At 49.3% G+C, this 17,928-nt stretch carries 21 protein-coding genes; 11 read left to right on the forward strand and 10 right to left on the reverse strand.

All coding sequences use genetic code 11. The annotated features are described in order from the left end of the window. Positions 1-4 precede the first annotated feature (4 nt). The 11 genes from B5G37_RS00905 (at position 5) to B5G37_RS00960 (ending at position 9,450) form a co-directional block, all read left to right on the forward strand. Positions 5-916 (forward strand): ABC transporter ATP-binding protein, encoded by a 912-nt coding sequence (locus tag B5G37_RS00905; protein ID WP_087235985.1) that lies wholly within the window; start codon positions 5-7, stop codon positions 914-916. Between the two features lies 1 nt (position 917). Beyond that, positions 918-1,610 (forward strand): ABC transporter permease, encoded by a 693-nt coding sequence (locus B5G37_RS00910; RefSeq protein WP_087235983.1) that lies wholly within the window; start codon positions 918-920, stop codon positions 1,608-1,610. A gap of 218 nt (positions 1,611-1,828) precedes the next feature. Further along, positions 1,829-3,583: an IS1182 family transposase gene (locus tag B5G37_RS00915; RefSeq protein WP_087235981.1), complete on the forward strand. Its 1,755-nt coding sequence runs from the start codon at positions 1,829-1,831 to the stop codon at positions 3,581-3,583. Positions 3,584-4,107: 524 nt separating this feature from the next. After that, positions 4,108-4,521 (forward strand): sigma factor-like helix-turn-helix DNA-binding protein, encoded by a 414-nt coding sequence (locus tag B5G37_RS00925; protein WP_087235979.1) that lies wholly within the window; start codon positions 4,108-4,110, stop codon positions 4,519-4,521. A gap of 102 nt (positions 4,522-4,623) precedes the next feature. After that, a complete protein-coding gene (locus tag B5G37_RS00930) occupies positions 4,624-5,076 on the forward strand; it encodes an RNA polymerase subunit sigma-24 (protein WP_087252948.1) in 453 nt (150 codons plus the stop codon). 10 nt (positions 5,077-5,086) lie between these two features. After that, positions 5,087-5,548: a sigma factor-like helix-turn-helix DNA-binding protein gene (locus tag B5G37_RS00935; protein ID WP_087252950.1), complete on the forward strand. Its 462-nt coding sequence runs from the start codon at positions 5,087-5,089 to the stop codon at positions 5,546-5,548. Next, positions 5,545-6,084: an RNA polymerase subunit sigma-70 gene (locus B5G37_RS00940; protein ID WP_087235975.1), complete on the forward strand. Its 540-nt coding sequence runs from the start codon at positions 5,545-5,547 to the stop codon at positions 6,082-6,084. The genes B5G37_RS00935 and B5G37_RS00940 overlap by 4 nt, the downstream gene beginning before the upstream one ends. Then, positions 6,024-6,320, forward strand: coding sequence for a DUF3847 domain-containing protein (locus tag B5G37_RS00945; protein WP_087235973.1), 297 nt, complete (start codon positions 6,024-6,026; stop codon positions 6,318-6,320). The genes B5G37_RS00940 and B5G37_RS00945 overlap by 61 nt, the downstream gene beginning before the upstream one ends. Positions 6,321-6,477: 157 nt before the next feature. Next, on the forward strand, positions 6,478-7,449 hold the full coding sequence (locus tag B5G37_RS00950) for a tyrosine-type recombinase/integrase (protein ID WP_087203495.1): 972 nt from the start codon (positions 6,478-6,480) through the stop codon (positions 7,447-7,449). Next, complete coding sequence (locus tag B5G37_RS00955; RefSeq protein ID WP_087203496.1) at positions 7,446-8,432, forward strand: tyrosine-type recombinase/integrase; 987 nt, start codon at positions 7,446-7,448, stop codon at positions 8,430-8,432. Before B5G37_RS00950 ends, B5G37_RS00955 begins: the two co-directional genes overlap by 4 nt. Continuing rightward, the gene (locus tag B5G37_RS00960) at positions 8,422-9,450 is read left to right on the forward strand and encodes a tyrosine-type recombinase/integrase (RefSeq protein ID WP_087235971.1); all 1,029 of its coding nucleotides are present in this window, start codon (positions 8,422-8,424) and stop codon (positions 9,448-9,450) included. The genes B5G37_RS00955 and B5G37_RS00960 overlap by 11 nt, the downstream gene beginning before the upstream one ends. 111 nt (positions 9,451-9,561) lie before the next feature. On the opposite strand, the gene B5G37_RS00965 is transcribed toward B5G37_RS00960, so the two are convergent. The 10 genes from B5G37_RS00965 to B5G37_RS01015 all read right to left on the reverse strand — a co-directional run bounded on the left by B5G37_RS00965 (position 9,562) and on the right by B5G37_RS01015 (position 17,927). Next, on the reverse strand, positions 9,562-9,858 hold the full coding sequence (locus B5G37_RS00965; protein WP_087235969.1) for a DUF3847 domain-containing protein: 297 nt from the start codon (positions 9,856-9,858) through the stop codon (positions 9,562-9,564). After that, on the reverse strand, positions 9,798-10,337 hold the full coding sequence (locus tag B5G37_RS00970) for a sigma factor-like helix-turn-helix DNA-binding protein (protein ID WP_087235965.1): 540 nt from the start codon (positions 10,335-10,337) through the stop codon (positions 9,798-9,800). Before B5G37_RS00970 ends, B5G37_RS00965 begins: the two co-directional genes overlap by 61 nt. Further along, complete coding sequence (locus tag B5G37_RS00975) at positions 10,334-10,795, reverse strand: sigma factor-like helix-turn-helix DNA-binding protein (RefSeq protein ID WP_087162339.1); 462 nt, start codon at positions 10,793-10,795, stop codon at positions 10,334-10,336. The genes B5G37_RS00970 and B5G37_RS00975 overlap by 4 nt, the downstream gene beginning before the upstream one ends. A 10-nt stretch (positions 10,796-10,805) precedes the next feature. After that, positions 10,806-11,258: an RNA polymerase subunit sigma-24 gene (locus B5G37_RS00980; protein ID WP_087252952.1), complete on the reverse strand. Its 453-nt coding sequence runs from the start codon at positions 11,256-11,258 to the stop codon at positions 10,806-10,808. 103 nt (positions 11,259-11,361) lie between these two features. Then, positions 11,362-11,775 (reverse strand): sigma factor-like helix-turn-helix DNA-binding protein, encoded by a 414-nt coding sequence (locus B5G37_RS00985; protein ID WP_087235959.1) that lies wholly within the window; start codon positions 11,773-11,775, stop codon positions 11,362-11,364. 560 nt (positions 11,776-12,335) lie between these two features. Further along, complete coding sequence (locus tag B5G37_RS00995; RefSeq protein WP_087236626.1) at positions 12,336-14,909, reverse strand: ABC transporter permease; 2,574 nt, start codon at positions 14,907-14,909, stop codon at positions 12,336-12,338. Positions 14,910-14,923: 14 nt separating this feature from the next. After that, on the reverse strand, positions 14,924-15,589 hold the full coding sequence (locus tag B5G37_RS01000; RefSeq protein WP_087235957.1) for an ABC transporter ATP-binding protein: 666 nt from the start codon (positions 15,587-15,589) through the stop codon (positions 14,924-14,926). A gap of 119 nt (positions 15,590-15,708) precedes the next feature. Beyond that, the gene (locus tag B5G37_RS01005) at positions 15,709-16,740 is read right to left on the reverse strand and encodes a HAMP domain-containing sensor histidine kinase (RefSeq protein ID WP_087235955.1); all 1,032 of its coding nucleotides are present in this window, start codon (positions 16,738-16,740) and stop codon (positions 15,709-15,711) included. Further along, positions 16,737-17,420 carry a response regulator transcription factor gene (locus B5G37_RS01010; protein WP_087235953.1) on the reverse strand — a complete coding sequence of 228 codons (684 nt, stop codon included), beginning with the start codon at positions 17,418-17,420 and terminating at the stop codon, positions 16,737-16,739. The genes B5G37_RS01005 and B5G37_RS01010 overlap by 4 nt, the downstream gene beginning before the upstream one ends. Positions 17,421-17,573: 153 nt before the next feature. Continuing rightward, the gene (locus B5G37_RS01015) at positions 17,574-17,927 is read right to left on the reverse strand and encodes a TnpV protein (protein ID WP_087235951.1); all 354 of its coding nucleotides are present in this window, start codon (positions 17,925-17,927) and stop codon (positions 17,574-17,576) included. Position 17,928 lies beyond the last annotated feature (1 nt).

Here is a 17,928-nt window from a genome sequence, read left to right on the forward strand (position 1 = left end):
CAAAATGGATTATATCATGGAAACCGTAGGGCTGCGAAAGTCCTATAAAGGAAATGTCGTTGTAAACGATGTGAATATCCATGTTCCCAAAGGGGCTATTTATGGCTTTGTCGGGCCGAACGGTGCCGGTAAAAGTACGGTAATGAAAATGATCCTGAACCTTATCCAGCCAGAAGCCGGAGAAGTTCAGCTTTTTGGAGAGAAAGTCACCGATCAAAGTTATGAAGTTTTCAAACGGGTGGGTTCCATTATCGAAAATCCGTACTTTTACGAGAAAATGACGGCCCGGCAAAACTTAGAGCTTCATTGCGACTATATGGGATTTCCCAATAAAGAGCGCATTGATGAAGTTCTGCAAATGGTTGATCTGCAAAATGTAGAGGGAAAGCAAATCCGCCATTATTCATTAGGTATGAAACAGCGGTTAGCAATCGCAAGAGCTATCCTTGCAAAGCCAGAATTTCTAATTTTAGATGAACCGATTAACGCATTAGACCCCGAAGGTATCCGCGAAATGCGGAACCTGTTCCAGCGGCTTAATCAGGAAGATGGAACGACCATTTTTATTTCCAGTCATATCCTATCCGAAGTTGATCTAATTGCTGATACGATTGGAATTATTCAACATGGCAACCTACTGGCAGAACTGCCCATTGAGGAAATCCATAAGCATCAAACGGAGTATATCAGTCTACAAGTTGATGATGTAGCCCATGCAGCAACTTTATTGGAACAGATGGGCATTACAAACTTTAGCATATTGGATAAAGAGTTCATCCGGATTTATGACTCGAACATTTCTGGCAAAGTTTTGTCAAAAGCCCTCATTGAAAGTGGTGTTGGTTTAGAGAGCTTAGGGCGTAAACAGGACACTCTGGAAGATTATTTCTTTCAGCTCACAGAGGAGGGAAAATAAAATGGCACACCTTATTAAACTGGAATTGAAAAAATTTGGGACTGCTCGAAATATAATTTTTACGTTTGCCGCAATCCTTTTCAGCATACTGTTCATTACTGTATCTTTGTGGGATAGTATGACAGACCCGGAGCAAACCAAAGACACGTTTGAAAGTACATATCTTGTTATTGGCTTGCTGATGTCCTTTATTTTCCTTGTGTACTCGTCGGTTTTAACTGCACGTCTGGTAATTGGAGAATATAGTCAGCGGACAATCACGATTATGTTTTCTTATCCTTTGAACCGCATGAAATTGATTGCCAGCAAATTGATTATCATTATGGTTTATACGGCAATTTCAATGGCGATTGGATATATTTGTTGCAGCGGTTATATCGTGCTTGTGGACAGATTTTTTGATATGCTGGAGGGAACATTCCAAATTTCCATGCTTCAGACATGGATACCAATGGCAATAACTGCGGTAGTTGTATGCACGGTACTATCGCTCTGGCCATTTATCATTGGCATGATCCGAAAATCTGTTCCCACCACAATCGTAACTTCATTGATTGTCATTGTGTTCCGGCAACTCATTATCAGTAAAAATACAACATATCAGGAGTCCTTGCTACAAATCCTTTTGATTGCAATCATTACGTTTGGAATGGCTTTATTTATTTTCAAGAAGAAAGTACCAGAACTATATTAATTCCATCTGTCGGGCGACGGCAAAAGAAAAAAAGCCGTCGTTCAGCAGCCCTTTGACACGCCCATACGACCAGGGGGCTGTCGGGAAATAGATAGTTCCAAACAGGGGCAGGTGTGACTCATGCGAGTCACGCCTGCCCCTGAAATTTATCCTCAAAAAAGAGAAAAAGATGACTAACGACAGCCATCTTTCTCCCCGTTCCATGTTATAATGGAACTATGCTAACCAAAGATTATTATAATGACTTTTTTGAAATTGGGCAACAGAAAATTAACTTCAGTTTCTTCGAATTGAGGCTACCCGACGACGATCCAGTCTATACCCTGAAAAAAGTGATGGAGGAATTAGATTTTTCAGGCCTGCTGGCCTGCTATTCGGATAAGGGAAGAACCGGGTATAATCCAATCATGCTGTATGCTGTTGTTACCTACGCAAACATGCGCGGGGTCAGGGCTGTTGACCGTATTGTAGATTTATGCCGGAGAGACCTTGCTTTTATCTGGCTGACCAAAGGGCAGAAGCCCCAGAGGGATGCTTTTTACGATTTTAAAGGAAAAAAGCTGACGGAGGAAGTCCTGGACGATCTGAATTACCAGTTCATGCGCCGCCTGGAGAAGGAAGGCCTTATTACGCTGAAAGAACTTTACATTGATGGGACCAAAATCGAAGCGAACGCAAACCGGTACACCTTTGTCTGGCGGGGCAGCATCAACTATCACCTTGCCGGCCTGCTGGACACCATCGATGCCCTTTATGCAAAGTACAATGCCTTCCTGCTTGAGAACGGCTATGGCCCCAAATACGATCTTGGGGATGCCCATATGTTCGTGATCGAGGGGATGGACAAAGTCCGGAAAGTTATCGAAGAAAACAGGAAGCGGAAACTGACAAAGCATAAGAAGATCTCCAATAACACGATCCTTGAGATTGATTCCTGTTCCCCTCTTGAGATCCTGAAGCTGCAGAAGAACCTGGTGCGGATCGCAGAAGGGGAAGGGATCGGATTCGTTTTCGGAAAAGGGAAGCATAAGCCGGAAATCCAGAAACTCTACGAGGAACTGGAAGAATGCGGCAGGCGCCTGATGGAGTATAAGAAATGCTTTGAGATCATGGGGAAAGACCGGAACAGCTATTCGAAGACGGATCTGGAAGCAACGTTTATGCGGATGAAAGAAGACCATATGCTGAATGGGCAGTTAAAACCGGCATATAACGTCCAGATCGCGGTAGAGAATTACTTTATTGTCCACGGATATGTCAGCAATGACCGGACAGACTACAATACGCTGGTCCCCGTCCTGGAAAAGCACAGGAAAGCGTTTGGAGACACACTGGAGGCAGTAACTGCCGACAGCGGATACTGCTGCGAAAAGAACCTGGTGTATCTGAAAGAGAACGGGATCCGGAGCTATATCAAGCTGCAGGACCATGAGAAGAGGAAGACACGGGCATACAAAGAAGACATTGGGAAGTATTACAACATGACATACGCCGTCTTTGAAGATGAGCATTATTATATCTGCCATGATGGAAGGGAACTGCACCATATCCGGACAGAAAGCAAAGAGCAGGACGGCTATACGCAGACGATAGAGGTATATGGCTGTGAAGACTGCAGCGGCTGTGAGCATAAATCCAAATGTCTATATAAATACAATGCGGAAAAGAATCCTGATCGGAATAAAATCGTGAAGGTCAACGAACGGTGGGAAGAACTGAAGGAAGAGTCCCATGCGAATATCCAGAGCGAGGAAGGGATCCTGAAACGTCAGACCCGTTCGATCCAGACGGAGGGCCACTTTGGAGATATCAAGGAAAATGAAAACTTCCGTCGTTTTAACTACCGGTCAGAGGAGAAAGTATATAAAGAATTCATGCTGTATGCGATGGGCAGGAATATCATGAAATACCACCGGTTTTTACAACATGAAATCGAAAAATATGAAGGGAAAAAGGGGCAGAAAGCAGCTTAGCTGATGGAGCGCTTCAAAAAGTCCAAACAAGGGGTTTTTGCGCCCAAAAACAGGGCAGTGAAAAAAGGAAGAGACACCCTCACAGTGAATTCAGACCTGAAAAAGCCTGAATTTTGTGGAAGTGTCTCTTTCCCGCATATCAGGGGCTAAAAATCGGTATTAACCGACAGCCCCTTCTTTTATGCCCTCAATAAAGGAGTGACGCCCATACGCCAACACGGCGGCTTTAGGAGGGAGCCGCCATGAAGCACACTGACTGCCGACAAATTCAGACGATATTTGCGCTACCGTCAAAAAAAGCCCAACCACCGAACAGGCCCCGTCTGGCAGCCGGTGCGAAAATTGTCATTCTGTAAGTGAATATTGGAGTTTTTGCGCTCGAATAGCTTCATGCTGTCCGGGCGTTTTTTCATATTTATGGGGCTTGAACATCGGGTCAGCATGGCCCGAATCCTGTCCCCGGTGCCGCTCCCCGCCGCCCCGTTCAGATTTTCCCGCAAAAAATCTGAACGGAGGAAAGGCAGATGGAAGTCACCATCCATTACAACGGACAAGCTGTGGCCGTAGAGGTCACGCTGGAAGTCTATGAATTTCTTGACCGGGCCGACCACAAAGCCGAAAACCTGTCCCATGAGCAGCGGCGGCACTGGGATGGCCGGGAGTTTGACGAATACATAGTTGCCACCGAGGGCGTGGGTATCTACGGCGAAACGCCGGAGGATTACCTGTGCCGCAAGGAAACGCTGGGCGAGCTGACGGCCGTCCTGGACACCTGCACCGAGGCCCAGCGCCGCCGGTTCCTGCTCTATGCCCTGGACGGGCTGACCCTTGCGGAGATCGGGACGGTGTGCGGCTGCTCCAAAGTGGCCGTGTATCAGAGTGTGGAGGCAGTCAGAAAAAAATTTATAAAATTCTTTGAAAACAGGCTTAACGAATGACCTGTTTTCGGGCTACCAAGTGAAAGGGATTGTTTCCCTTATCCCAGGGGAGGCGGACAGCGGACAAGCTGCCCGCCTCTCCCATTTTCAGGAGGTAAGCCTATGAAAACAATCAATCTGCGGTGGATTTATCCCCACTACCAGCACGACGAGTTTGTAGAGGTCAGCGACGAGGTCTGGGAGGCCATGCGGCAGGCCCAGCGCGAGATGAACAACTATGAGCGCCGGAAGGTCTACCACCGCGCCTGGTACTCCCTGGACGCATATAGCTGGGCGGAGAACTATGCGCTGGAACACGGCAGATCGCCGGAGGAAATCTTTTTGGAGCGCGAGGAACGGGCCGCCCATCTGCGTCTGCTGGCCGCCTTGCCGGAGGCCCTGGCCCATGCCACCCCCACACAGGCCCGCCGCGTCCGGGCCTACTACATCGTCGGTATCAACCAGCCGGAAATTGCCCGGATGGAGGGCGTACACAGCAGCAAGGTCAGCGTTGCCATCCGGCGGGGCCTGCGGAATATGCGCCGTTGCTATGACGGCCTTTTTCCGTCAGAGTGAGGGCGGGCCTATGCAGACGATCAACCTCAAGCAATATTACCCGTTCTGTACCGAGGACACCTTTGTGGAGGTGTCGGATGAAATCGCCGAGGCGTTCCTGCTGGACAAGCGGGCCGAGGCCGCCAGGGAGCGTAAGATGTACCGCTACAAGGCGTTTTACTCCCTTGACTGTGACGACGGGATCGAGAAGGCCGCCATCGGCTGGGCGCAGCCATCGCCGGAGGATTGCCTGATGGAAAAGGAGGCACAAGCCGAATATGCCGAACTGCTCCGGCGGCTCTATGAGGCCCTTTCCTCTTTGCCACCAGCGCAGGCCCGCCGCGTCCATGCCCGGTATATGCTGGGGATGAAAGTAAAGGACATTGCCGCGATGGAGGGTATCACTCCATCCCAGGCGGGGAAGTCCATCCATGCGGCGCTCCGGCGGCTGCGCCGGTACTTCATACGCCGGAAATGGACAAGAGGCCTATGAAAACCATCAACCTGAAAAAGTATTATTATCCCCTCTACGAAACGGACACCTTCATAGAACTGCCGGACGAGATTGCCGACGCCATCGCAGAGGAATGGCGCACCGACCACAACTCCGAGCAGCGGCTATGGAGCCATACTTACTCGATGGACTATTCCCCCGGCCTGGAATACCACCTGCTCTATCATGCCCTCTCCGCTGAGGACACTCTGCTGGAAGAAGAAACGCGCCAGGAACAGGAAGAAGCCCATGAATTGATGTTGCAGCGGCTCCGGGAGGCCCTTGCCACCCTGACGCCGCGGCAAGCGAGCTGCCTTCATGCCCGGTTTTGGGAGGGCAAGCAGTTTAAGGGGATTGCCGAGGCCGAGGGCTTCACCACATCAGCGGCCGTTGTCACGGTTCGCAACGCCATTATCAAGTTACAGAAATATTATATCAAGCGCGGCTGGATGAAGCCGCCAAAGGAGGACGCGATATGCACAAAGAAATCACCGCCCAAGCGAAACAGAAAAAAGACGAGCGCGAAGAAGTCCTGAAGGAGATCCGGCAGCTTGAGAACCGCCAGAAGATTTTGGAGAACAAGCAGCGTAATGAGGAACGCAAGGCCCGCACCCGCCGCCTGATTGAACGCGGGGCCATTTTGGAGGGCATTTTCCCTCTGGCCGCCGACCTTTCCGGCGTGGAGGTCAAGGCGTTCCTGATTGCCCTGTCCCATCTTCCGGGGGCGGCGGAACTGGCCGCAAAACTGCCGACATCCGGGGACAAGCCGTAAGTCCCTTGTTTACAAGGGCGCATTATCCGAGATATTCAACTATCCGAGGAAATTTTCAAATAGTGGCTATATATAAGGATTTCAAAGAAATTTCCTCGGATAATCTTTCTCTACATGATACAGTTAAAGTCACCAAAGAAAACAGGAGGCTTTAACCATGAGACAAAAAACAAATGAAAACAAATCAACATCTTGTGTGTATCAGGAACTGAATCCAGAGATGGACGCTTTCCTTGCGGGATATCTTGAAGATGGGCGGCACAGAGGTTTGCGGGAAAGCACCATCCATCTCCATGACAAGATCGGCCATTACTTTTTATCCGCTGTAACTGAAACAGGCTGTTTGAAGCCACAGGAAATGGATGCCCACAGTATAGGGGCTGCCTGCCTGAGAATCCGCAGCAGGTGGTATCTTTCACATATCCGCACTTTTCTCCGGTATGCTTATCATTCCGGATATACCGGCAGGGATTACAGCGGTGTCGTCCCTCTCTTTAAAAGGCCGCAGCCGTACCCCTCTGTTTACACGGCAGAGGAAATCCTGAAGATTGAAAACAGTGTTGACCAGGATTCTCCGCATGGGAAACGTGACTACGCTGCTCTGCTCCTTGCGACACGCCTTGGAATCAGGAGCGGCGATATTTCATCCATGACGTTTAAGGAGCTGGATTTTGAGGGGAATTTAGTCCGGCTTACGCAGCACAAAACAGGCATTCCCATTGAACTTCCCATGGTTCCAGATGTAAAAGACGCTTTAAAGAGATATTTACAGGAAGAACGTTCCGACTATGACAGCCCATATGTGTTCCTGCGCATTGTCCCGCCTTACAGCCATATCTCTGTTCAGGCAATCACTAAGATTGTAAGGACTGCCATAGCGGCAGCCGGGATTGACCCTGACGGGCGAAAACAGGGCCCCCATGCTTTCCGCTCATCCCTTGCAAGCTCCATGGTCAATGACAACATCCCTTATGAAGTGGTAAGGAAAACTCTAGGGCATACAGACCAGAACGCCATCCGTTCCTATGCCCGGCTGGATTTGGAACAGCTTCGGGGATACGCCCTCCCGGTAATGGAGGCGGCGGGCACATTCGCCGCTTTCCTTGAGGGGAGGTGCTCCCTGTTATGAAGGAGTTTCAGTCCGTTTTCAGAAACGAATTGGAAGAATACCTGAAAATCAATCAGGGTACTGTCAATGAGGACACCTTGCGGAATACACGCAGAGTATTGCTTTCCTTCGATTCATCGCTGGCGGAAGAAAATACAAATGTGATTTCAGAAGCGGCAGTGAATCGATGGATCAGAGAAATCCGCCAGACAAACGCAGCCAAAACGGTCAGCGACAAGGTAAGTTATCTCCGTAAATTCCTGCGGTATCTCCAGTATAAAGGTTACCGTGTTTTTATGCCGGACTGCCCCAAAACATCAGACAGCTATGTCCCATATATCTTTTCAGACGAGGAAATACAAATCCTTCTGGCCCGCGCCGACAGTTGGGCCGACAAACATACAGACCCGAAAATCTGTCAGACCGACATGGAGTTCTGTATGCTGCTGCGGATGCTCCTTGGGTGCGGGTTCCGGCTGGGTGAGCCGCTCGCCGCCAAAGTCAAAGATATAAATTTCCAAAGCGGAACCATCCTGATCCGCCATGCTAAAAACAATAAACAGCGTGTCATCCCAATGGATGTGACCCTGACGCAGATGCTGGAAAGATACTGCATCGCTATGGGGATCAAAACAGAGCCGGAAAGCTATCTGTTCCCGTCATCCAAAAACAAAGGGGCTGCCGTCAGCAAAGGGACTTTTGATTTACGCTTCCGGAACCTTTTACAGGAAACCGGCCTGTATGTTCCGGGCAAGGCCCATTCAAGAGGCCAGTGCCTTCATTGTTTCCGTCACTATTTTGCCATCCATTCCTTTGCGCAGGCAGAACAGAACGGACGGCCAGCGGAAGATTCTGTGCCCTTCCTGTCGGTCTATCTTGGACACCATGACATGGATGAGACAGAAAAATACCTGAAATTCAGCGGCGACATGTTTCCGGAATATATAGAGCTGTTTGAAGATTTTGCTTCCGGCGTATTTGCGGAGGTGGCATATGAGGAATAAAAAACTTCCTGAATTCACGTTCCTCCTGGAACAGTTTTTTACGGAATATATGCCGCTCTCATCAGGGCTTTCCCCTAATACCGTCAGATCCTACAAGCATTCTTTCCGTCTCCTGTTCCAGTACATCCATCAGGTCAAAAAGAAAGAAGCCGGTGAGATACTGTTCCGGGATCTGGATTATGAGACAGTTGACGGATTCTTACGGTGGATTGAGACAGAACGGGGATGCTCGGTATCCACAAGGAACCTCCGGCTTTCAGCGCTTGCTTCTTTTGCCGCTTATGCACAGAACAGGAACTTTGAAGCGACGACTGTGTTTGCCAATGCGGTCAGGAGGGTGCCTGTAAAAAAGAAAGCCATTCAGCCGAGGACTATCTTTACCCTTAGCGAAGTGTCCGTCCTGCTCCGGCTCCCAGACCCTGAAAAACGCCTTGGATTCCGTGACCAGGTTCTTTTGAACCTGATGTATGCCAGCGGGGCAAGGGCACAGGAAATCTGCGACCTCAAAGTCAGGGATTTCTTTAAGGAAAAAAATCTGTATAAACTGACAATCACTGGAAAAGGGAATAAAACCCGCAGGATCGTAATCGCAAGCCCCAGCGGAATCCTTCTGGAACGGTATCTGATAGAAACAGGGCGTGCCGGACAGGCAGATGCATATATCTTTACCAGCCAGACCCATCCGCAGATGACGATTTCCTGCATCGAAGAGATTTATAAAAAGTATGTTGCCATTGCGAGGGCCGAGAACCCGGGAATGTTTTTGGAAAAACGCTATACCCCACATACCATGCGGCATACAACCGCCACGCATATGTTAGAGGCCGGGATTCCAATGATGGCAATCAAGAACTTCCTCGGGCATTCCTCAATCTCTACGACCGAACGGTACGCTGAGCTTTCACAGGGGACTGTGAACAGGCATATCCGGGATTGGAACGAGAAATGGTTCTCCCAGCAAAAGGAAAGTTCTGTAAAACGGAAAAAGGAGAATCAGTTGCCGGACTTTCTAAAATAGTTGTTACATTATCCGAGGAAATTTCTTTGAAATCCTTATATATAGCCACTATTTGAAAATTTCCTCGGATAGTTGAATATCTCGGATAATGCGCCCTTGTAAACAAGGGACTTACGGCTTGTTCCCGGATTTCGGCAGTTTTGCGGCCAGTTCCGCCGCCCCCGGAAGATGGGACAGGGCAATCAGGAACGCCTTGACCTCTACGCCGGGAAGGTCGGGGGCCAGAGGGAAAATGCCCTCCAAAATAGCCCCGCGTTCAATCAGGCGGCGGGTGCGGGCCTTGCGTTCCTCGTTGCGCTGCTTGTTCTCCAAAATCTTCTGGCGATTCTCAAGCTGACGGATTTCCTTCAGGACTTCTTCGCGCCCGTCTTTTTTCTGTTTCGCTTGGGTGGTGATTTCTTTGTGCATATCGCGTCCTCCTTCAGCGGCTCCATCCAGCCGCGCTTGATATAATATTTCTGCAACTTGATAATGGCGTTGCGAACCGTGACGATGGCCGCTGATGTCGTAAAGCCTTCGGCCTTGGCAATCTCCTTAAACTGCTTGCCCTCCCAAAACCGGGCATGAAGGCAGCTCGCCTGCCGGGGCGTCAGGGTGGCAAGGGCCTCCCGGAGCCGTTCCATCATCAGGGCATGGGCGGCCTCCTGTTCCCGTTCCGTTTCTTTCTCCATCAGAATATCTTCCGGGGAGATGACCTGTTCCGGGAAATGGTGTTCTATGCCGGGGGAAGCGTCCAGAGAATAACAGTGATAGTGCTGCTTGGCGTCATTTGCGTTCTCTGCGCGGCTTTCCTCCACAATGGCGTCTGCAACCTCGTCCGGCACTTCCACAAAAGTGTCCTTCTTGCAAATCGGGTAGTAGTATTTTTTCAGGTTGAGGGTTTTCATAGGCCGCTTGTCCATTTCCGGCGTATGAAGTACCGGCGCAGCCGCCGGAGCGCCGCATGGATGGACTTCCCAGCCTGGGATGGGGTGATCCCCTCCATCGCGGCAATGTCCTTCACTTTCATCCCCAGCATATACCGGGCATGGACGCGGCGGGCCTGCGCTGGGGTCAGAGAGGAAATCGCCTCATAGAGCCGCCGGAGCAGTTCGGCGTATTCGGCCTGCGCCTCCTTTTCCATCAGGCAATCCTCCGGCGATGGCTGCGCCCAGCCGATGGCGGCGTTCTCAATCCCATCGTCGCAGTCAAGGGAGTAAAACGCCTTGTAGCGGTACATCTTGCGCTCCCTGGCGGCCTCGGCCCGCTTGTCCAGCAGGAACGCTTCAACGATTTCATCCGACACCTCCACAAAGGTGTCCTCGGTGCAGAACGGGTAATACTGTTTGAGGTTGATGGTCTGCATAGGCCCGCCCTCACTCTGCCGGGAAAAGGCAGTCATAGCAGCGGCGTATATTTCGCAGCCCCCGCCGGATTGCAATGCTGACCTTGCTGCTGTGTACGTCCTCCATCCGGGCAATTTTCGGCTGGCTGATACCGGCGATGTAGTAGGCCCGGACGCGGCGGGCCTGAGTGGGGGTGGCATGGGCCAGGGCCTCCGGCAAGGCGGCCAGCAGACGCAGATGGGCGGCCCGTTCCTCGCGCTCCAAAAGAATTTCCTCCGGCGATCTGCCGTGTTCCAGCGCGTAGTTCTCCGTCCAGCTATATGCGTCCAGGGAGTAGTAGGCGCGGTGGTAGACCTTCCGGCGCTCATAGTTGTTCATCTCGCGCTGGGCCTGCCGCATGACCTCCCAAACTTCATCGCTGACCTCCACAAACTCGTCATGCCGGTAGTGGGGATAAATCCACCGCAGATTGATTGTTTTCATAGGCTTACCTCCTGAAAATGGGAGAGGCGGGCAGCTTGTCCGCTGTCCGCCTCCCGCTGGGATAAGGGAAACAATCCCTTTCACTTGGTAGCCCGAAAACAGGTCATTCGTTAAGCCTGTTTTCAAAGAAATTTATAAATTTTTTTCTGACTGCCTCCACACTCTGATACACGGCCACTTTGGAGCAGCCGCACACCGCCCCGATCTCCGCAAGAGTCAGCCCGTCCAGGGCATAGAGCAGGAACCGGCGGCGCTGGGCCTCGGTGCAGGTGTCCAGGACGGCCATCAGCTCACCCAGCGTTTCCATGCGGCAAAGGTATTCCTCCGGCGTTTCGCCGTAGATACCCACGCCCTCGGTGGCAACTATGTATTCGTCAAACTCCCGGCCATCCCAATGCCGCCGCTGCTCATGGGACAGGTTCTCGGCTTTGTGGTCGGCCCGGTCAAGAAATTCATAGACTTCCAGTGTGACCTCCACGGCCACAGCTTGTCCGTTATAATTGATGGTGACTTCCATCTGCCTTTCCTCCGTTCAGATTTTTGCGGGAAAATCTGAACGGGGCGGCGGGGAACGACACCGGGGGCAAGGTTCGGGCCATGTTGGCCCGATGTTCCGGCCCCACAGGTATGAAAAAGCGCCCGGACAGCATGAAGCTATTCGAGCGCAAAAAACACGGTATTCAGTTACATTGTGACAATTTTCGCACTGGCTGCCAGACGGGGCAGGTTCGGTGGCTGGGCTTTTTTTAACAAATTAGGCGGATGAACGATGCAAAGAAACACGGCGATACCTCCATGATACCGCCGTTCCAGACATTATGGGCGTGTTAAGCAGCCTGCCCTTCGGCGGTTTTTTCTTTTCTGCCGCCGGGCAGTACATTCTTTCCTCAATTTCTTATATCTTAGCCTATAATCCTCACAAAATCCTCACAGCATAACAGCGTTTCGACATAATAACACGCTGAAATCTCGCAAGTTTGTGACAATTAGAAAACCGAAGGCAGAATGCCCCCGGTTTTCTAATGGATTCAGTCGCTTATTTAGATGTCCTTATTCAGCTACCTATGCCGGACAAACTCAATTTTGATGAAGCCTTTCAATAATGCTGCTTTTGGCAAATTGTCGGTAAAGAATTGTGGGAATAATTACTGTCAAGCAGATAAGAAACGGATAAACAATCAACATCGGCCAAATTACAAAGTGATAAGTGAAGAACCAGAAACTACTTGCTATCGCCTGCACAATGATTAGAGAGAACAGCACCCCAACGATCAACGAGGCTATAATTGTTCCCACAGCATAATACAAGCCCTCATAGGACAACATCCGTTTGAGCTGTCTGCCTGTCATGCCAATACTTTGGAGCATAGCAAATTCTTTTTGCCGCGTAATAATGCTTGTCAATACCGAGTTGATGAAATTAACTATACCGATCAGACCAATAATAACACTTAAAGCACCGCCGATTGTAATAATAAGGGATGTCATGCTATTAAAAGACTGAACATAGGTTTCTTTCGATTCATAGTCCATACTTGGCTCAATATTTTCCACATAGTTGCTTAAAAAGCTGTTCATATCGCTGTCCGTCCCGTCCTTAACATTGAACGGAAAACTTACCAAAAGGAGATTGAGGCAGAGCGGCTTGAACTGTTCTGTGGGCAAATAAAAACGTGCCGCGCCCGTGTTTCGCTCTGTATCGGTATTTTCATTGATAAGAACTTTTGCCATAACGGTAAGGTCAAAGCTGTTATCCAGTGTACCGGCTAACCCGTTCATCTTCCAGTGATGAAAGGTGATCGTATCTCCAACATGGATAGATGGATTGTCAATTATATTCCCATTGTCATCCATTGTAAGCGCGTACAGCGTGTATTTTCCCGTTTTAAGAGCGTCCCAATCAATTTCGCCCTCGACTACATCCATCGAGTTTAGAAGAAAATCGTCTGCCCCATACAGAGCAATAAGAGGATTTCCATATTCGTCCTTGTTGTAATTTGTTACGGCGTCTGTTTCAGCGGAAAATCTTTCTTCTGTCACCTTGCTGGAATATAGTCTGCCGCCATCCTCGTAGGCGTCCTGTTGTTGGACTGCACTGATAAAGGTTTCGGACAAGTATGTTTCACTGCGGGCGAAGTTATAGTTGAAATAGTCCGCGGAAGAAATGATAAAATCCTTGTTTAAGAACTTCTCAACATACTTATCAATATCAAAACCACTGGATAGAGTAAATACGGTGTTAAACAGTACCAAGCTCAATGTCATAGACACGATTACAAGGATTGTTCGTTTTCGATTTCTCCCCAAATTTGCCAAGGCCATCCGATGAATTTTTGCGCCGCTGGTTGATTTTTTTACAGCCAGACGCTTCTTTGTTTGAAATGCGCCTGCGTCATTTTCTGTGTAGCGGATAGCCTCAATCGGTGAGATCGCTCCCGCTATTTTAGCTGGTTTTCGCACACTGATAGAAACAGTAACAAAAGCAAAGATAGCCGAGCCAATGAATATCAGCGGATTTACTGTCACCACAACGCCAGCGTCGGAAGTATAAGTTGTGCCGTTCATCAGAGCCGGAACTAAAGCGCGGCCAATGAAAAAGCCGATAATCAGGCCAATGGGGATACCTACCGCAGACAGAAGCAGGGCCTGTTTGTTGATAATCTTTTTGATCTGCCGCCTCGTGGTTCCCAATGTTTTAAGCTGCCCGTAAGACTGAATATCTTGAATAACAGAGATTTGAAAAATATTGTAGATAATCAAATAGCCTGTTGCCATAATCGCGAGTATTCCCACAATACCGGCAATAAACAGGGCGGAATTTTCACTGATAGGGCTGCTTTGATAAGCGGGACTGACACGGGCGACAATATAGTTTTCGTCTGTGGGCTGTCCTCCAAGCGTGTCACAGGTGTAGCCGGTTTCTGTAAGGAGCTGCTGCAATTTTTCTTCTACGGAGCCGCTGCCACGGAACATGATATACGCCGTCACAATGCCAGAATAATCATTGTCCACAGGATAGGTATAGGTGAGTAAGTCGGCATGGCTATCTATAAAGGCTTTCGATATGATAATACGTCCGATATTACTTAGGCTGTCTGTTTCCCAAAAGCCGCACAGTGTAAAATCAGTTGTGTACTTCTTGCCCTTGATTTCATAATCAAGGGTGACTGTCGCGCCGATTTCAGCCGGAACCCCCAATGCCTCTAATGTCTTTGTGTCGGCTATGATCTCATTTTCAGCTTCGGGGCGGTGTCCTGTTGTCGGCTCGTATCTGGCAAATTCCAATGCGGTATCATCCATATACCACATATCAGAACGCCATTTCGCAAGCCCCGGATTGTTAAGATGGTAAGAAACTGCCTTTGTATAGGCAATTCGGTCAATCAATTCGTTGCCCTTTACATCATCAAAAACTTCGTCACTAATGTAGTTGAGAACAGCTTGACCGTCCCCGCCCATCTTTCGGATATTTTGGTCTTGCACCGTATCAATTAAACCGGAACCCAGTGTGAAGATCGTTGTGAACAAGACGGTTGTAAGAATAATGGCAACAATAGCAATGATATTCCTGCTTTTGCTGGCCTTAAAGTACCGCCTGGACAATTTCTTAATAATGGGTCTGTTATTGTTGCCAAATAAAATATCGTTCATTTTCAACACCCCCATCATTCAGAAATTTTCCCATCCTCAATACGGATAATCCGATCTGCAAGCTGGGCGATCTCGTTGTTATGGGTAATCATTACAAGGGTCTGGTGAAATTTCTGGCTGCTTACTTTCAGCAGGCCAAGAACATCATTACTCGTCCGGCTGTCGAGGTTGCCCGTCGGCTCGTCCGCTAAAACAATCGCCGGTTTCGATACCAGAGCGCGTGCAATCGCCACGCGCTGCTGCTGGCCGCCAGAGAGATTATTCGGCATATTGTTCAGCCTATCTTCCAGGCCCAACATCCGAACAACTTCCTGCATATAGTTATTGTCCACCTGATCGCCGTCCAATTCCACCGGCAGAACAATGTTTTCATAGACATTGAGGACGGGGACAAGATTATAATTCTGAAAGATGAAGCCCATTTTCCGCCTTCGGAAAATGGTAAGCTGCTCGTCTTTCAGGGTGGACAAGTCCCTGCCGTCCACAATGACCTTGCCGGAAGTAGGGACATCCAATCCGCCGATCATGTTCAGAAGTGTGGACTTGCCGCTGCCGGATGTACCGACAATGGCGACAAATTCTCCCTGTTCTACCGAAAGGGAAACGCCATCCAAAGCCTTCGTAATGTTTGGCTCTTCACCATAGTATTTTTTCAAATCTGTTGTTTGTAAAATAGGCATAAGTGCTACCACCTTTCTTTTTGATGGTTCCATTGTAAAATGCAATCCTCACAGAAATGTCACAACGGTTCTTGAATTTCCCTTGAAAACGCCTTGAAATGTCACAATCCTGTGACATTTCAAGAATGGGGCAGGAAAACTGAAAAAGTGGAGCCGGTGCCGAGTTCCGAAGATACGCGGATAAAGCCGCCTTGCCGGGTGATAATTTCACGGGCCAGATACAGACCAATCCCAATACCGGGGGCGTCATGTACGCTGCTTTCACGATAGAACCGCTTGAAAATCGTCCCTTGATGCTGTTCGGGAATACCAATGCCTGTATCAGAAATATCAATCTTCACATACATTTCCAAACTCACGACAGCCACATGGATTTTCCCGCCCTCTGGCGTGTACTTTACCGCGTTATCCAGAATGTTGAACAGGGCTTCGGTTGTCCATTTCCGGTCATGGGCCGCAGTGACCGTTTCCGGGCAATCCACTGTGACTGCAATCTTTTTCTGCTCGGCGTGCAACAGAATACCGCCCAGCGCCGCGGCAAGGGTATCATAAATGGCCTGCGGCTGCGGCTCCAAAGAAATCACGCCGGTTTCAAGACGGGAAGTTTTAATCAGCGCCTGCATGAGAAAATCCAGCTTGTCGAGCTGGCTGTCCATAGCAACAAGAAATTCTCTCTGCTTTTCCGGCGTCACCGTCTGATCCAGCAGCGTCGCGTCCAACATTTTCAGGTTTGCAATCGGCGTTTTGACTTGATGGGATATATCCGAAATCAATTCCTGCAAGTCGGCCCGTTCCTTTGCAATGCTGCTTTTGCTTTCCCGCAGCACTTCATAGAGACGGGAAAGGCGGTGCTGGATTTTATAAAACAGGTTTTCTTCCTCGGTGTACTGTGGCGGGGCCTGATCTGCTGACATCATATCGTCAAGCAGCTTGCACAAGGCATCTGAAAACAAGGTTAGTTTACGGCGTATAAAGGTCAGAAATATGGCCATACATCCGATAACACTGGCCACATAGAGCAGTACACAAACCAGTGCAAATGTGTTTTGCGTCAAATAATACACGACAGACAGTAAAAACAACGAAAGCAAAACAAGTACCGCGCAGATGGCAACACAAGCCTTATTTACTGATAACTTTACTGTTTTCATTTGTTCCAGCCTCCAATCCACATGTAGCCCATGCCGTACACTGTCTTGATGTACTGGCGGCCTTCTGTTTCGATTTTTGTTCGTACCCGGCTGATGGTTGAAGTCAGGGCGTGTTCATCCACAAAGTTTCCGTCAATATCCCACAGCTTTTCCAATAGCACCTGCCGGGTCAAAACGATCTGCGGATTTTTCGTCAGCACCTTCAAAAGACGGTACTCCATCGGGGTAAAGGCGATGCTTTCCCCGTGAAGTAGGGCGGTCATTTCCGTAAAATTGATAAACAGATCGCCGTCATTGTAGCAGTCTCCGCCAGACTGTTTTCGGATACGGGCCAGCAAAGCGGACACCTTTTTCTGGAATACGCTCATGGGAAAGGGCTTTGTCACATAATCATCCGCCCCCAGCTCGTACCCTTTCAGCATATCGCTTTCCATATCGTTAGCCGTGAGGAAAATGACCGCTGTGTCCGGGTGCCGTTCTTTTATATCCCGGCAAAAATCAAATCCGTTTCCGTCCGGCAGATTGATGTCAAGGACAATCAAATCATATTCCTGTTTTTTACACAGACGTTCCGCAGCACTTTTTGTCAAAGCAGCAGCGACCTCATAGTCTGCGGCAGACAGGTTATAGCAAAGGGTATTATTCAAAAGGCGGTCATCCTCGACCACTAAAATTCTCATGCGCTCACATCCTTTTCTTTGTAGAGTATCACCCAAATGTCACAGAAACCTCGCAAAAAACAAGTTCCCAAAAAATATTTTACCGCATATCAGGAATGACAACAAGCAGCACGATTTGATAAAAGGTGCGGAGAATATTCCCCGCACCCTTCATCACTCCATAATGATTTCTGTAATAATTATTTCCTCCGCCTGCGCTTTCAATGTGTTTATCAGCCCCACCCAGCGCATGGGGTCACGGGCCTTCAAATCCTCGGTCACGCCCGCCGCCTCCATCATGCGGGGCAGCATGACGTCCATGCGCTCCCGCGCCGCCCGGTCAATCTCCAACAGGTGCGGATACAGCTTTTCGCACAAAATCAGGCTGGTGTAAAGGCCGGGGCGGTGTTCCTTCAGGTAGCGCCGCCGCATACGGCCATACTTGCCGATGGGGGCCTCCGGCTGCTCGGACAGTTTCAGATCGGGGATGTAGTAATCTCCGCAACGGGTATAAGTCAATTCGCTCATG

Origin of the sequence: Pseudoflavonifractor sp. An85, from assembly GCF_002161235.1 — a bacterium.
GTDB lineage: Bacteria > Bacillota > Clostridia > Oscillospirales > Oscillospiraceae > Enterenecus.

Bases quoted from the DNA above. Each gene is read 5' to 3' on its own strand.
- B5G37_RS01015 (WP_087235951.1), bottom strand. From the start codon at position 17,927: ATGAGCGAATTGACTTATACCCGTTGCGGAGATTACTACATCCCCGAT.
- B5G37_RS00965 (WP_087235969.1), bottom strand. From the start codon at position 9,858: ATGCACAAAGAAATCACCACCCAAGCGAAACAGAAAAAAGACGGGCGC.
- B5G37_RS00955 (WP_087203496.1), top strand. From the start codon at position 7,446: ATGAAGGAGTTTCAGTCCGTTTTCAGAAACGAATTGGAAGAATACCTG.
- B5G37_RS01010 (WP_087235953.1), bottom strand. From the start codon at position 17,420: ATGAGAATTTTAGTGGTCGAGGATGACCGCCTTTTGAATAATACCCTT.
- B5G37_RS00970 (WP_087235965.1), bottom strand. From the start codon at position 10,337: ATGAAAACCCTCAACCTGAAAAAATACTACTACCCGATTTGCAAGAAG.
- B5G37_RS00930 (WP_087252948.1), top strand. From the start codon at position 4,624: ATGAAAACAATCAATCTGCGGTGGATTTATCCCCACTACCAGCACGAC.
- B5G37_RS00980 (WP_087252952.1), bottom strand. From the start codon at position 11,258: ATGAAAACAATCAATCTGCGGTGGATTTATCCCCACTACCGGCATGAC.
- B5G37_RS00905 (WP_087235985.1), top strand. From the start codon at position 5: ATGGATTATATCATGGAAACCGTAGGGCTGCGAAAGTCCTATAAAGGA.
- B5G37_RS00960 (WP_087235971.1), top strand. From the start codon at position 8,422: ATGAGGAATAAAAAACTTCCTGAATTCACGTTCCTCCTGGAACAGTTT.
- B5G37_RS00910 (WP_087235983.1), top strand. From the start codon at position 918: ATGGCACACCTTATTAAACTGGAATTGAAAAAATTTGGGACTGCTCGA.
- B5G37_RS00945 (WP_087235973.1), top strand. From the start codon at position 6,024: ATGCACAAAGAAATCACCGCCCAAGCGAAACAGAAAAAAGACGAGCGC.
- B5G37_RS00995 (WP_087236626.1), bottom strand. From the start codon at position 14,909: ATGAACGATATTTTATTTGGCAACAATAACAGACCCATTATTAAGAAA.
- B5G37_RS00935 (WP_087252950.1), top strand. From the start codon at position 5,087: ATGCAGACGATCAACCTCAAGCAATATTACCCGTTCTGTACCGAGGAC.
- B5G37_RS00975 (WP_087162339.1), bottom strand. From the start codon at position 10,795: ATGCAGACCATCAACCTCAAACAGTATTACCCGTTCTGCACCGAGGAC.
- B5G37_RS00940 (WP_087235975.1), top strand. From the start codon at position 5,545: ATGAAAACCATCAACCTGAAAAAGTATTATTATCCCCTCTACGAAACG.
- B5G37_RS00985 (WP_087235959.1), bottom strand. From the start codon at position 11,775: ATGGAAGTCACCATCAATTATAACGGACAAGCTGTGGCCGTGGAGGTC.
- B5G37_RS00915 (WP_087235981.1), top strand. From the start codon at position 1,829: ATGCTAACCAAAGATTATTATAATGACTTTTTTGAAATTGGGCAACAG.
- B5G37_RS01005 (WP_087235955.1), bottom strand. From the start codon at position 16,740: ATGAAAACAGTAAAGTTATCAGTAAATAAGGCTTGTGTTGCCATCTGC.
- B5G37_RS00950 (WP_087203495.1), top strand. From the start codon at position 6,478: ATGAGACAAAAAACAAATGAAAACAAATCAACATCTTGTGTGTATCAG.
- B5G37_RS00925 (WP_087235979.1), top strand. From the start codon at position 4,108: ATGGAAGTCACCATCCATTACAACGGACAAGCTGTGGCCGTAGAGGTC.
- B5G37_RS01000 (WP_087235957.1), bottom strand. From the start codon at position 15,589: ATGCCTATTTTACAAACAACAGATTTGAAAAAATACTATGGTGAAGAG.